Annotated in this window: 14 protein-coding genes and 1 pseudogene; 8 read left to right on the top strand and 7 right to left on the bottom strand. The window is 67.6% G+C overall.

All coding sequences use genetic code 11. The features are described from left to right. The first annotated feature begins 13 nt into the window (after nt 1-13). The 3 genes from OG446_RS02295 to OG446_RS02285 are packed head-to-tail and all read left to right on the top strand — an operon-like array spanning nt 14 to nt 3,145. Complete coding sequence (locus OG446_RS02295) at nt 14-1,303, top strand: ABC transporter substrate-binding protein (RefSeq protein WP_328892417.1); 1,290 nt, start codon at nt 14-16, stop codon at nt 1,301-1,303. Nucleotides 1,304-1,319: 16 nt separating this feature from the next. Continuing rightward, nucleotides 1,320-2,234 (top strand): carbohydrate ABC transporter permease, encoded by a 915-nt coding sequence (locus OG446_RS02290; protein WP_219573164.1) that lies wholly within the window; start codon nt 1,320-1,322, stop codon nt 2,232-2,234. Continuing rightward, nucleotides 2,231-3,145, top strand: a complete 915-nt coding sequence (locus tag OG446_RS02285) for a carbohydrate ABC transporter permease (protein WP_328892416.1) — start codon at nt 2,231-2,233, stop codon at nt 3,143-3,145. The genes OG446_RS02290 and OG446_RS02285 overlap by 4 nt, the downstream gene beginning before the upstream one ends. A gap of 413 nt (nt 3,146-3,558) precedes the next feature. Here the strand turns inward: OG446_RS02285 and OG446_RS02280 are convergent, their stop codons facing one another. From OG446_RS02280 to OG446_RS02270, 3 genes and pseudogenes are all read right to left on the bottom strand, one after another. Beyond that, a complete protein-coding gene (locus OG446_RS02280) occupies nt 3,559-4,497 on the bottom strand; it encodes a helix-turn-helix domain-containing protein (RefSeq protein WP_328892415.1) in 939 nt (312 codons plus the stop codon). A 220-nt stretch (nt 4,498-4,717) separates the two neighbouring features. After that, nucleotides 4,718-5,261, bottom strand: a pseudogene (locus tag OG446_RS02275) (IS5 family transposase); the annotation flags it as partial. Between the two features lie 90 nt (nt 5,262-5,351). Next, a complete protein-coding gene (locus OG446_RS02270; RefSeq protein WP_328892414.1) occupies nt 5,352-5,600 on the bottom strand; it encodes a DUF4291 family protein in 249 nt (82 codons plus the stop codon). 190 nt (nt 5,601-5,790) lie between these two features. Between OG446_RS02270 and OG446_RS02265 the strand changes: the two genes are divergently transcribed. Both OG446_RS02265 and OG446_RS02260 read left to right on the top strand, forming a co-directional pair. Beyond that, nucleotides 5,791-6,237 carry a hypothetical protein gene (locus tag OG446_RS02265; protein WP_328892413.1) on the top strand — a complete coding sequence of 149 codons (447 nt, stop codon included), beginning with the start codon at nt 5,791-5,793 and terminating at the stop codon, nt 6,235-6,237. A 158-nt stretch (nt 6,238-6,395) separates the two neighbouring features. Further along, on the top strand, nt 6,396-7,112 hold the full coding sequence (locus OG446_RS02260) for a vWA domain-containing protein (protein ID WP_328892412.1): 717 nt from the start codon (nt 6,396-6,398) through the stop codon (nt 7,110-7,112). A 177-nt stretch (nt 7,113-7,289) separates the two neighbouring features. Here the strand turns inward: OG446_RS02260 and OG446_RS02255 are convergent, their stop codons facing one another. Beyond that, nucleotides 7,290-7,823, bottom strand: coding sequence for an excalibur calcium-binding domain-containing protein (locus OG446_RS02255; protein ID WP_328892411.1), 534 nt, complete (start codon nt 7,821-7,823; stop codon nt 7,290-7,292). A gap of 302 nt (nt 7,824-8,125) precedes the next feature. On the opposite strand from OG446_RS02255, the gene OG446_RS02250 reads away from it, so the two are divergent. Next, the gene (locus OG446_RS02250; RefSeq protein ID WP_328892410.1) at nt 8,126-8,284 is read left to right on the top strand and encodes a hypothetical protein; all 159 of its coding nucleotides are present in this window, start codon (nt 8,126-8,128) and stop codon (nt 8,282-8,284) included. Nucleotides 8,285-8,344: 60 nt separating this feature from the next. Here OG446_RS02250 and OG446_RS02245 read toward each other — a convergent pair whose 3' ends face one another. Continuing rightward, complete coding sequence (locus tag OG446_RS02245) at nt 8,345-9,067, bottom strand: VOC family protein (RefSeq protein WP_328892409.1); 723 nt, start codon at nt 9,065-9,067, stop codon at nt 8,345-8,347. A 658-nt stretch (nt 9,068-9,725) separates the two neighbouring features. On the opposite strand from OG446_RS02245, the gene OG446_RS02240 reads away from it, so the two are divergent. Next, nucleotides 9,726-9,992, top strand: coding sequence for a hypothetical protein (locus OG446_RS02240; protein ID WP_148015430.1), 267 nt, complete (start codon nt 9,726-9,728; stop codon nt 9,990-9,992). Nucleotides 9,993-10,130: 138 nt separating this feature from the next. On the opposite strand, the gene OG446_RS02235 is transcribed toward OG446_RS02240, so the two are convergent. Beyond that, the gene (locus OG446_RS02235) at nt 10,131-10,436 is read right to left on the bottom strand and encodes a hypothetical protein (RefSeq protein ID WP_328898539.1); all 306 of its coding nucleotides are present in this window, start codon (nt 10,434-10,436) and stop codon (nt 10,131-10,133) included. A gap of 69 nt (nt 10,437-10,505) precedes the next feature. Here OG446_RS02235 and OG446_RS02230 point away from each other — a divergent pair, with 69 nt between their 5' ends. Next, entirely contained in the window at nt 10,506-11,543 is a 1,038-nt protein-coding gene (locus OG446_RS02230; protein ID WP_328892408.1) for an NUDIX hydrolase, read from the top strand. Here OG446_RS02230 and OG446_RS02225 read toward each other — a convergent pair. After that, the gene (locus tag OG446_RS02225; protein WP_328892407.1) at nt 11,502-12,212 is read right to left on the bottom strand and encodes an MBL fold metallo-hydrolase; all 711 of its coding nucleotides are present in this window, start codon (nt 12,210-12,212) and stop codon (nt 11,502-11,504) included. The two genes, OG446_RS02230 and OG446_RS02225, sit on opposite strands and share 42 nt — an antisense overlap. Between the last annotated feature and the right edge of the window lie 45 nt (nt 12,213-12,257).

The following is a 12,257-nucleotide window of genomic DNA, read 5'->3' as shown; positions in this document are numbered from 1 at the left end:
CACGGGACATCGGATGTCCCGGCGAACTCTGCTGCGTGGCGCGGCAGTCGGTGCCGGCGCGGTCACGCTTCCCGCACTGCTCACCGCGTGCGGAGGCGGGCCCGGTGGTGACGGCAAGACCATCAGCCTGGGCTCGAATGCCTCCGACCCCATTCCGAAGAAGGCCTTCGCCGACGCCTTCAAGGCCTATGCCGGCCAGTCGGACAGCCGGAAGGTGAAGGTCAACACCGTTGACCACAACACCTTTCAGGAGAACATCAACCGCTATCTGCAGGGAAAGCCCGACGACGTCTTCATGTGGTTCGCCGGATACCGCATGCAGTTCTTCGCCAAGAAGGGGCTGCTGTACGACATCAGCGACAACTGGGAGGGCTACGAGGGGTTCTCGGACGCTCTGAAGGCCCAGTCCACCGGCGAGGACGGCAAGCAGTACCTCACGCCGTACTACTACTATCCGTGGGCCGTCTTCCACCGGAAGAGCCTCTTCACCGAACGGGGCTACCAGGCGCCCAGGACGCTGGACGAGTACGTGGCCCTGGCCAAGCAGATGAAGAAGGACAAGCTCGACCCCATCGCTTTCTGCGACAAGGACGGCTGGCCCGCGATGGGCACGTTCGACTACATCAACATGCGGACCAACGGATACGAATTCCACAAGAGTCTGATGGCCGGCGAGGAAGCCTGGACGGACAAGCGCGTCAGGGAGGTCTTCGACACCTGGCGGCGTCTGCTTCCGTACTGCCAGCAGGGCGCCAACGGCCGTACCTGGCAGGAGGCGGCCACCAGCCTCCAGAAGCGTGACGCGGGCATGGCCGTCTTCGGACTGCCGCACCCCGGCGCCCAGTTCCCCAAGGCGGAACAGGACGACCTCGACTTCTTCCCCTTCCCCGTCATCAACCCGGAGCACGGCCAGGACGCCGTCGAGGCGCCGATCGACGGGTTCCTGCTGGCGAAGAAGTCGAAGAGCCTCAAGAACGCGAAGAGCCTGGAGAGCGCCAAGGACCTGCTGAAGTGGCTCGCCACCGGCAAGGCCGAGGACATCTACCTCAAGAGCGACCCGAACAACATCGCGGTCAACGACCGGGCGGACACCTCCCAGTACTCCGCCATCCAGAAGAAGGCCGTCGACATGGTCTCGGGGGCGAAGCAGATCTCCCAGTTCCTGGACCGTGACACCCGTCCGGACTTCGCGTCCACGGTCATGATCCAGGCGATCCAGAAGTTCATCAGCAGTCCGAACGACGTGGACGGCCTGGTCAACGACATCGAACGGCAGAAGAAGACCATCTTCGCCTCGGACTGAACCGGGAGTACCGACCGTGTCGTTCATCTCGGGGCGGCGCACCGGACGACGGGGCTCGCGACGGTTCACCCGCCGCGACCTCGTCGTGCTCGGCGCCCTGCTCGGCATACCCGTCCTGCTCGACATCGCCATCGTGTGGGGGCCGACCCTCGCCTCCGTCGTACTCTCCTTCACCAGCTGGGACGGCATCGGCGACATCGAGTGGGTCGGCACGCGCAACTACACGAACCTCTTCACGAACTACCCGCAGTTCTGGCCCGCCGCCCGCCACAATCTGCTCTGGCTCGCCTTCCTCGGCCTGGTCGCCACACCGTTCGGGCTGCTCCTGGCCGTACTCATCGACAAGGGCGTGCGCTTCAGCCGCTTCTACCAGTCGACCCTGTACATGCCCGTCGTGCTCTCCCTCGCCGTCGTCGGGTTCATCGCACAACTGGTCTTCTCCCGCGACCAGGGAGCCCTCAACGCCATCGTCGGCGACACCGCGTCACCGACCGACTGGCTGGGCGATCCCGACCTCAACATCTGGATGGTCCTGCTCGCGGCCGCCTGGCGCCACACCGGCTACGTGATGATCCTCTACCTCGCCGGACTCAAGGCCGTGGACACCTCCCTCAAGGAAGCCGCCGCGATCGACGGGGCGAGCGAGACCCAGACCTTCTTCCGCATCGTCTTCCCGACACTGCGCCCGGTCAACGTCATCGTCGGCGTCATTACCGTCATCGAGTCACTGCGCGCCTTCGACATCGTCTACGCGGTCAACCACGGCCGCAACGGCCTGGAACTGCTCTCGGTGCTCGTCACCGACAACATCATCGGCGAGGCCAGCCGGATCGGTTTCGGCTCCGCCATCGCGGTCGTCCTGCTGGTCGTCTCCCTGGGATTCGTCGTGACGTACCTGGTCCAGGAGATCCGAGGGGAGAAGGACCGATGACCACGCAAGCAACCGCCGCCCGCCCGGCGCAGCCCGTCCCCGCCACGTCCCGGCGCCGGGTCCGCCCCGGCCGGCTCGGCGTGCACGCCTTCCTGATGACGGTGTCGCTCGCCTTCCTCGCCCCACTGCTGCTCGCCGTGTACGCCTCGCTCAGGCCCTACGACGAGACCTCGGAGCACGGGTACTTCTCGCTGCCCCGCCATCTCTCGCTGGACTACTATCGGCAGGCGTTCACCGACTCCGGGATGACGAAGTACTTCGTCAACACCATGATCATCGCGGTGCCCGGAGTCCTCGTCACCCTGTTCCTCGCCTCGTTCGTGGCGTTCGCGCTGGCCCGGCTGAGGATGCGCGGCGGGCTCGTCCTGCTGATGCTCTTCACCGCGGGGAACCTGCTCCCGCAACAGGTGATCGTCACACCGCTGTACGTCGTCTTCAACCGCATCCCGCTGCCCTACTGGATGTCCGACTCGATGACGATGTTCGACTCCTACTGGGCCGTCATCCTGGTGCAGGTCGGATTCCAGCTCGGCTTCTGCGTCTTCGTCCTCGCCAACTTCATGCGGACCCTCCCGCAGGAGATCCTGGAGGCTGCCGTCGTGGACGGGGCCGGCGTCTGGACCCAGTACTGGCGCATCACCCTGCCCCTGTGCCGTCCCGCACTCGCGGCCCTCGGCACACTCCAGTTCACCTGGATGTACAACGACTTCCTCTGGGCGCTGGTCTTCATCTCCGACGGCGACAAACTCCCGGTCACCTCGGCGCTGAACAACCTGCGCGGCCAGTTCTTCACCGACTACAACCTGCTCGCCGCCGGTTCGGTGATCGTCGCGCTCCCGACCCTCGTGGTCTTCCTGCTGCTCCAGCGGCACTTCATCGCGGGGCTCACGCTGGGGTCAAGCAAGGGGTGACGGGGGTGCGGAGTCTGTCGCCCGTGTGAAGACCAGACAGTGAAGCGGCTCGCCGAACTCCGGCCCTGTTCGCGGCTCAACACCACCGGTGCCCACATCCGCGGGGCGGCGAAAGGCGGCGGAGCGACGCGCGCTGCCCTCGGGTGGAGCGGGGGCCGCCCATCGGGTAGTGCCAAGGGATGTTCGTCCAACAGGCGCCCCTGCCTGAGGAATCTCAGTGGCGTTGTCCTCCCGCCTTCGGGTGGGAGGGCAACACGGCTTCAGAGGTCGCTTCTCACAGTCGGCCGGCCTGCCGTCACCCGAGCAAACGGCCCTGCCGCCGCTTCAAGCATCGACGTTGGACGCCCTTGTCTCATGTCCGCAGGCGATCCCCTGGACTCGTTCAGGGATCCGGGGCGTGCCCACTGCGGTGACTATGCGGCACGGTCAATTCGCAGTGCCTGGATGAGCCAGGGGTACACCGGGATCAGGTTCGGTACTACCTGCCAGCCGTTGACGATCCACACCAGCCGCCAGTATCGGTCTACCCGGGGATCGTGCGCCTCTTCGAACTGCTGGGCCATCCAGTCCCGGAATTCCGTGGCAGGGGTGCGCGCGAGCACCTCGGCAAAGCGGCGCACGAGTTCGTCGATGACGGGTGCGCCCCTGTCGCTGAGCGGGTCGATGCCCGACTCCATGGCCTCGGCCACCTTCTGACGGGTGAATTCCATCAGTTCCTCGCCGGCATCGCATTCGATGTCGAGCGGGCGCCCGGCGGCCTGACGTACGGCCGTCCGGCGCATCCGGGCCCGGAAGTCCTCGTCGCCGACCAGCTCGGTGAGCTCCACCCACGCGGCGACCTGCTCGCTGGTCGGATCATCGGGGAGGTCGGGAGTGGCAGCGCGAACCGTGGCCACCGCGGTCGGGTCGGCATCCACTGTGCCGAAGGTGCCATCCACGAAATCGTCGATCAAACGTCGGCGTTCCTCGCCGGACAACTGTGTGAGCCTGTGCATGAGTGTGGTCTCCTCAGGACTGGACCCGCGTCTGGCCACGACTCGCAGAACGCTCCGACGCAGTTGCAGCACCCGGATCTGGACGTCCATGGCGTCGGCGTGCGCCGTGGCGACTTCCGCCACTGAGAGCTCGCGGTCCAGTACGCGTTGAATAGTGGCCAGGTCCATGCCCAGCTCGCGCAGTGTACGGAGGAGTTCCAGACGAAGCAGTGCGTCGAGGTCGTAGAGCCGGTAACCGGCGGGGCTACGGGTGGTCGGCGCTACCACCCCCGAATCGGAGTAGAACCGGATGGTCCTCACAGACAAGCCGGTCCGCCGGGAAAGCTCCCCGATCGAGTAGAGGGTCGTAACGTCCATGTCTCCCACTCTGCTGTCTCCAGTCACTGGAGACTCAAGGCCTTCCCAAGCAGGGCCCGACCATGAGACGTCCTCCGAGTTGCTGGAGCATGCGTTGCGCGCTCTCCGCTGACCGCCAGGATGAAACGGGCACGACTTGCACGTGCTGGGCGAGTGACGGCAGCGACATGCGACACCGCTCGCTGGCGGCCTACGGCTACGAGCCCTTGGACTCAATCATCTAGTGAGCATCACGTGCTTTGGTTAGCCTGCGGCAGCAGACCAAGTCGCCGCGACCCCGGCGGAGGCGAGCAAGTGCTCGGCCTTGCGTTCGTATCGGCGGTGGAGCCGATGGCAGCCGGCGAGCCAGGACATGGTCCGTTCAACCACCCATCGGCGGTGGCCGAGCCGTTGTCAGGACTCGATGCCCTTGGGTGCGATGCGATGGCGGATGTCGCGTTTGCAGAGCCAACGATGCGGGTGGTCGCACTCATAGCCCGTGTCTCCGCGGAGCTTGTGGGGCGCCGTCGACGGGTCCGCGTCGGGACCGGATCGGCGGGATGCCTCATACGAGTGGTTCAAGACCGAGGCTGTCGTGCATGTTCGCACCCGAGATGCCCAGTGAGAGCGTCAGTCCGTTCCGGTCGGTGATCAGATGGATTTTCGATCCGAGCTTGCCACGGTCGGTTCGGATTCGGCTCCGACAGAGGCCTCCCTTTTGCAGCCCGGATGCTGACGGAGTCGATCGCGCAGCGCGACCGGTCCAGTAGCCTGCGGGCGCCCAAAGCATGCACCGAAGGTGCCGGCAGGAACCGTTTCCTCGACGCCTGGTGTCAATTCGGTGCGGTGCACCCAGGCTCCGTGGCTGCCGGCAGTCACCCACCCGAGAAGAGGCGGTTTTCCCATGCGCGAAGCAGCGGGTGGGCGCGCTCCACAGGGAACAGCCGCTGGGCTTTTGCGGCGTGCCCGGTCTGTATCAGGGATGCAGCCTTGCGGACCTGCGGGGTGAGGTCGGTGAGACTCTCGATCCAGTGGTCGGTGAACGTGCGAATCAGATGGCGCCCCATTTGCGCCACGCCGCTCTGATCCGAGGGAAGGTGGCAGCGCCACGAGAGGCCAGGCATCCGCTACCTTCCCGAAGGCCCCGCCTGACGCGCGAGGTGGCGCTCCGCCTGAGCGCGGTCCAGAACCAGTTGTCCAGACCCGTCCCCCGTCGAGAGGGATCGTTCAGGTGGCTCCATACGCCTTGCTCGGCTCGACCAACGTCGCAACGTCCGCGTTTGAGATCGGGCGTCCGTAGTGGAGGATGGCGCTGTGCATGCTCTGTTCGATCAGCCTGAAGTCCGTCGGGTCTGGCGAGGCGAATACCCCTTGTGGGACGAGGCGCTCGTGGTCCTCAACCATGACTTGGCCGTGACCCTTCCGGGGCAGGGGTCTCTGCAACTGCTGGCCCAGCCTTCCTACGAGGCGGGCGAGCCGGAGTGCGTCTACGTTGCCCTGGCCAACGGCGAGTGGCACGGCGGTCATATGTACCCGAAGACGGCAGAAGACTCTGCTCATGCCTTGGCGATCGTCGCCGACGCCGCGCAGGAAACCGTCGCTGAGCGTCTGTGGCAGGCGTGGCCCCTGTGTGCCGAACACAACCTGGGCATGCATACGCGCGATGCTGAAGGGCTGCTCTCCTGGTGGTGCGCCGGGAGGCGGTCGGAGGGCAGACCGGGCCACATCTGTGCGGCCGTGGGCGCGCTCGACACCATCTGAGCGCCGCGGCGTGAAGGGCGCTGTCGGGGTTGGACGTTGATGTCCGGACCGGGCTTGCACCTCGAACCGAGTCATGCGGCCGTGACCGTTCACCGGTCAAAGCCCACCCAGCGCACAGCTGGCGGTCTACGATCCATCCACCTGCCGTGAGGAGCAGCATGCCGATCGACTTCAACAAGGTCCCCGCCGGCCTTGTCAGCCTTGCGAAGACCGCAGCCGTCAGCCTGGAGAAGAAGGGGCTGAACGGAGAGCGGGCAGCCGTCTACCTCGTACTCGACCGGTCCGGCAGCATGCGCTCCTACTACCGCGACGGCAGTGTTCAGCACCTTGCCGAGCAGGCCCTCGGCCTCTCGGTGAACCTGGACGACGACGGCACAGTGCCCGTTGTCTTCTTCGACTCCGACGCCCATCCCGTCGTCGATGTCAGCCTCGACACCTACGAGGGGAGCATCAACCGGATACACGACAGTCTCGGCCACATGGGCACGACCAACTACGCCGCGGCCATGCTCGAAGTCATCGAGCACTACGTTCAGTCCGGGGCAACCGACCCGGCGTTCGTCATCTTCCAAACAGACGGATCGCCCGACTCGAAGAGGGAGACGGAGAAGATCCTCTGCGACGCTGCGCGGCTCCCGATCTTCTGGCAGTTCATCGGGTACGGCAGCGACCCGTTCAAGTTCCTGCGGAAGCTCGACGACCTGAAGGTTCCGCAGAAGCGCGTCGTCGACAATGCGGGCTTCTTCCCGGCCGGGCGGAACCCGAAGGCCCTGTCTGATGCAACCCTTTACGACGAGCTGATGGGCGAGTACCCGGACTGGCTGAAGGCCGCCGAGGCGGCCGGCATTCTCCGCCGGCCGGACCCGCTTGACTGAGCCTGGGGCTGCCCTGCTCGCTGACTGTCGCGCTCTCGACCCTGGTCGTCCTGATGCTGCGCCAGTGGCATTTCATCGCGGGAATCACGCCGGGTCCGGCCAGGGACGATCCGTGAACTTCGCGAACCTGCCCGTCAGTTGACCCTGGCAGCGCCGGCTGACGGCTGCGCAGTTCCCCTATTCGCAGGCGACACCATCGCCGTCGCGGTCGAGATGAGACCCGTAGCCGGGGTCCCCCGCGTGAATCGGGGCGGCGCCGGCTGCCCGCACGGCAGAACAGTTGGCGTAGTACGTCGACCCGCCACTGTCGTCGTCCGACTCGGAGACCCCCGAGGTGCCGGATTCGGCTGCGGTGGTGACCCTGACCGTCACCGTCCTCGTGACGGTGGGTACCGGCTTCGGCTTGGCGGTGACGGTTTCCGTGACCGCGGGCCCGGGTTCGGACGATGCGGTCGTGGTCGCTGTGACGGTCATCGTGGGGGCCGCTGTGGCCGTGGCGGTGACGGCCTTCTCGGTCTTGTCGTCGTCACCGCCGGCCCCGCCCATGCCGACGCCGATGAAGAACAGGACGATCGCCGCAGGAATGACTATCCGCTTTCTGGTCCAGCCCGGTCGGGGCGCGGGCGGCATCGGGCCCATGTGGGGGCCGGGGCCGACGGGCTGCGGCGGCTGACCCCAGGGTGGCTGACTGGACGGCGGATTGTGCGACATGTGTCCCCCTGAAAGTGCGTGGAGAGGTGACGGTAGTCGTGCCGTGTGCGACGGAGGAGGGCAATGTTCCGGTGGTGATGAAGTTGTGACCGAAGTGCGGAGACTGTGTGGTCGTCCTGTGGGTGCAGCACCTCTCCGGCCGACGGCCGGGTGGGATGCGTTCTCGATGCGGATCTCTTGCCGCACCGGCGCGGGCCTGCGATTCTGGGCCGGTGCCGGGACAAGCGAAGAGGAGACGGCGGCAGGAGGCCGAGAGACAGCGGCTTGCCGCTCGCACGGCGCCGGACCTGGGGGAGTGGGAAGTGATCTTCGAGACCCCGGACCAGGCCGAGCTTCGGGCGCGGCTGCGCAGCCTGCGAGAAGCACGGGTCGACGAGGCGACAATCCGGATCGACACGCTCTGCGGCCGCCTGATGCAGCCGACCACGTACCGGCTGAGCCGATACGTGGCGTACGGCTGAGGGGCCGCTCGTTTCAATGGCGAGTGCCTGCGAAACGCAACCTCGCGCCGACAGTCCCCGCTAGCAAGGCCTCTGTACGCAGAACTCGTTGCCGTCGGGGTCGAGCATGAGGATCGTGTCGCCTTCGTCCTGGCTGCTGCCGGCCCGCGTCGCGCCGAGCGAGAGCAGACGGTCGATCTCCGCCCCCCTGTCGGCATCGGCGGGAAGTGCCAGCTCGAAGTACAGCCTGTTCGTGCCCGTCTTCGGCGCCACGGGCGGGCCACCCCACGTGATCTTCGTGCCGCCGTGCGGTGACTGGATCGCTGTCTCCTCGTCCTGGTCCCAGACCAGCGGCCACCGCAGCGCCTTGCTCCAGAAGTAGCCGACCTCCTGGGTACCGTCGCAGGCCAGGGCTCCGATGACGCCGGTGTCGGCGAGGAACTTGTTGCCGGCCTCGATCACGCAGAACTCGTTGCCGTCCGGATCGGCGAGCACCACGTGCCCGTCTTCCGGGAGCTGACCGATGTCGATGTGTTTCCCGCCGAACTCCAGGGCCCGGGCAACCGTCTGCTGCTGATCCTCCGCGGTGGTGCTCGTCAGGTCGAAGTGCGCCCGGTTCTGACCGGTCTTCGGCTCCTGCCCCGGCAGGAATCGGATACGGAATCCGTCAGGATCGGGAGGCAGGATCGTGACGTCGTCTCCCGGACCGGCGGCCGACTCCCAGCCCAGGACCCCGGACCAGAATCGTGCGAGATCGGTCGGCCGAGTCGCGTTGAAGCAGATTGCGAATAGTTGGCTCGTCATGTCCCGGGTGTCTCCGCTTCACTGATGGACGCCATGGCGTCTCGACTCTCCTGCGTGCGCATCCTAGGAGTGACTGCATGGCGGCCGCATCCGGGATATTCCCGGGGAGGTCCGGTTCCGGTCCCGGCTCCGCGATGACGATCGTCGGACGCCTCTTTCAGGCACCGTCCCGGTGCGTGAGGGAGCCGCGGTCAGGGCGACCAGGCGGTGCATGACAGTCGTCGGGGTCGCCGGGTCCGGGCGGAGCCCTGCTTGCCGTGCTCGTCGAGAGCAGGGAGACCAGGACGGCCGACGGCAGAGCCCGCAGGCAGGGCGGCGGTCGCGGTACAGCAAGTACACGGAGCGGCTCTCACCTGCGTCGCACAGGCTGACGAGCGCCTTCGCCGGGGCGGCCCGGTCGTGGTCCGGGCCACGCAACCGCGCCTCGGCCGCAGGCCCGGACAGCTCGGAGCCCGCGGAAAGCGCCGCCCGCGGGTGCCGATCGGCATCGTTCGGACTTCGGCCGACGGATCCCGGTCGGCATCGGTTTCGGACATCCGCTGATCGGACCGGAACGGCGTCGAAGGATCAAGGTCCGGACGCTCGCACGTGCCTCCGATCGAGTCACACAGGCCCCCAGGCCGAGCACGTTGTCAGTGGTCGGTGCGATCCTGCGGGTATGGACGAGATCATGCGGCGACGGGTGTACGGCGCCGATCACGACGACCCGGATCCGGGACCCCGGCCGGGGCGGGTCTACCGGGAGCTGGTGGGAGGACCGCTCGACGGCCTGCTGCTGGACGTGACCGGCTGGACGAAGGTGGCACTGGCGGACGGCTCCGCCCTGATCACCGAGATCGGTGCCTACGGGGCGGGCGGCCGGGCCGAGTACGGGCCGCGGGCGGAGGATCCGAGCAAGTGGGACTGGCGGGGTGACACGCCCTGACGAGCTCGTCAGCCCTCCGTGACGGCCCGCGGCGAGAAGCGGTCCCGCCGGGCCGAGGGCGACGCGGCACCGGCGCGGGGTGTCACCGGCCGGTCGGACCGGCCTGAGCCGGCGCGGTTCCCGCGTGGCCGCCGGAGGTCAGTGGCCCCGGTCCGAGGACTGCTGCGGCACGACCACCAGGAACGCGTCCTGTTCCAGGTCCATGACGACCTCCGCTGCCACGCCCTCGCCGCGGCGGGCCGCGGCGAACTCCTCCGCGGGCCAGCTGCCCCGCGGCCCTCCGGCGGGAAACTGCTCAAGTACGGTGCGACGCACGGTCCGCCCCCTGTCGTTCGTTCTGCTGACCGCTCCAACGACGGTCCCGTCGTCGCCGTTACGGCCGGACGGCGCCCGGCCGTACGGCGACGACGGCCGGCCCGCACTGTTGCGTTCGAGCATCGTCATCGCCACAGTCGTGTTTTCACGGCAGGGTGTTGCGGGCAAGCCACTGGGGGCTACGGAAGAGGGGGAACCGTGATCGTCTGGATCAACGGTGCGTTCGGCGCGGGCAAGACCAGCGCCGCGCGTGAACTGATCGATCTGATCCCGAACAGCACCTTCTACGATCCCGAACTGACCGGCACGGGGCTGGGATCCCTGCTGCCGCAGAAGAAGTTCGCCGAAGTCAGCGACTTCCAGGACCTGCCGATCTGGCGGCGTCTGGTGGTGGACACGGCGGCAGCGTTGCTCGCCGAGGTCGGTGGGGTGCTGGTGGTGCCGATGACTCTGCTGAGGCAGGAGTATCGCGACGAGATATTCGGAGGGCTCGCCTCCAGACGCATCGCAGTGCGTCATGTACTGCTCTCACCTGAGGAAACGATCCTGCGTCAACGGATAGCCCACCGGGCGGAGTTCCCCGATGACCCGGTGAAGACCGCCGGGTCCGGACAATGGGCGTACGACCGCATCGAGACCTACCGTTCGGCGCTCGACTGGATCACGCGGGACGCCCATGCCATCGACAACAGCGCACTGACACCCCGTGAGACGGCCGAGCGCATCGCCGAGGCCGTGCGCACCGGGGCGGCCCCCGCCTGCGAGATCGTCCAGACACCCGACCCCACGGCGGAGACCGTCGCGGCCGGCGTGCTGCTCTTCGACGAACACGACCGGGTGCTGCTCGTCGACCCCACCTACAAGCCCGGCTGGGAGTTCCCCGGGGGCGTGGTGGAGGCGGGCGAGGCACCGGCGCAGGCCGGGATCAGAGAGGTGGCCGAGGAGATCGGGATTCACCTCGCACAGGCGCCCAGGCTCCTCGTCGTCGACTGGGAGGCGCCCCAGCCGCCCGGCTACGGAGGGCTGAGGCTGCTCTTCGACGGCGGCACGCTCCCGGGCGCGGACGCCCAGCGGCTGCTGCTGCCCGGATCCGAACTGCGTGGCTGGCGGTTCGTCACCGAGGAGGAGGCGGCCACCTTGCTGCCTCCCACCCGGTTCGAACGGCTGCGCTGGGCACTGCGCGCCCGCGAGCGCTCAGCCGTGCTCAACCTGGAGGCCGGAGTCCCGGTCGGCTGAGGTGCGCATGACCGTCACCGCGTCCTCGGTGAGGGGCTCGCCGTGACCGAAGCAGACCGTGGTCGCCTCCAGCGCGGCCAGCCGCCGGAACGAGGCCAGGGCCTGCTCACGGTCGATGTTGAACACCCCCAGCATCACGCGCCCCGCCTCGGCGACGCAGTCACCCGTGAACAGGACCCCGTGCCGGGGCAGATGGATGCCGATGGCCCCGGGGGTGTGGCCGGGGGAGTGGACCACTCGCGCCCCACCGCCGAAAGGCAGCACCGCTCCGTCGGACAACTCGGTGTCGACCCGGGTCGGCGGAGCGACCGGCACGGTCAGCCCGTGTTCGTACAGCGGCCGCTCCCAGTCGAGCAGCACCGGATCGCCGACCTCCTCCTCACCGCGGATCACCGGGGCGTCGAGCCGGTGGGCCAGGATCTCGGCGCCGTAGCGGTCGGCGAGCTCCTGGGCCGCGCCGAAGTGGTCGCGATGGCCGTGGGTGATCACGATCCGGGCGATGCGGGCGGGGTCGTGACCGAGCCCGCGCACCGCGTCCTCGATGGCGGACGCCGCGTTCACGTCACCCGCGTCGATCAGGGTCAGCTCCGTCCCGTCGCGCCAGAGGTACGCCTGGCCGATCGGGAACCGGAACATATGCAACTGGGGAAGCACCTCGACGATGTCCATGTCCCCGAACGTACGCAGGAGCGGGCACCTGCGGCACGGATCTAC

It is taken from the genome of Streptomyces sp. NBC_00236 (assembly GCF_036195045.1).
Taxonomy (GTDB): domain Bacteria; phylum Actinomycetota; class Actinomycetes; order Streptomycetales; family Streptomycetaceae; genus Streptomyces.
Note: the sequence above shows the minus strand (reverse complement) of the source record. Positions and strands in the feature narration are given on the sequence as shown.

What these genes read in the sequence shown, in the direction of transcription:
- OG446_RS02235 (WP_328898539.1), bottom strand. Translation starts at nt 10,436, where the DNA reads ATGACGATGCTCGAACGCAACAGTGCGGGCCGGCCGTCGTCGCCGTAC.
- OG446_RS02255 (WP_328892411.1), bottom strand. Translation starts at nt 7,823, where the DNA reads ATGTCGCACAATCCGCCGTCCAGTCAGCCACCCTGGGGTCAGCCGCCG.
- OG446_RS02280 (WP_328892415.1), bottom strand. Translation starts at nt 4,497, where the DNA reads ATGGACGTTACGACCCTCTACTCGATCGGGGAGCTTTCCCGGCGGACC.
- OG446_RS02225 (WP_328892407.1), bottom strand. Translation starts at nt 12,212, where the DNA reads ATGGACATCGTCGAGGTGCTTCCCCAGTTGCATATGTTCCGGTTCCCG.
- OG446_RS02240 (WP_148015430.1), top strand. Translation starts at nt 9,726, where the DNA reads ATGGACGAGATCATGCGGCGACGGGTGTACGGCGCCGATCACGACGAC.
- OG446_RS02295 (WP_328892417.1), top strand. Translation starts at nt 14, where the DNA reads ATGTCCCGGCGAACTCTGCTGCGTGGCGCGGCAGTCGGTGCCGGCGCG.
- OG446_RS02270 (WP_328892414.1), bottom strand. Translation starts at nt 5,600, where the DNA reads ATGCCTGGCCTCTCGTGGCGCTGCCACCTTCCCTCGGATCAGAGCGGC.
- OG446_RS02260 (WP_328892412.1), top strand. Translation starts at nt 6,396, where the DNA reads ATGCCGATCGACTTCAACAAGGTCCCCGCCGGCCTTGTCAGCCTTGCG.
- OG446_RS02285 (WP_328892416.1), top strand. Translation starts at nt 2,231, where the DNA reads ATGACCACGCAAGCAACCGCCGCCCGCCCGGCGCAGCCCGTCCCCGCC.
- OG446_RS02245 (WP_328892409.1), bottom strand. Translation starts at nt 9,067, where the DNA reads ATGACGAGCCAACTATTCGCAATCTGCTTCAACGCGACTCGGCCGACC.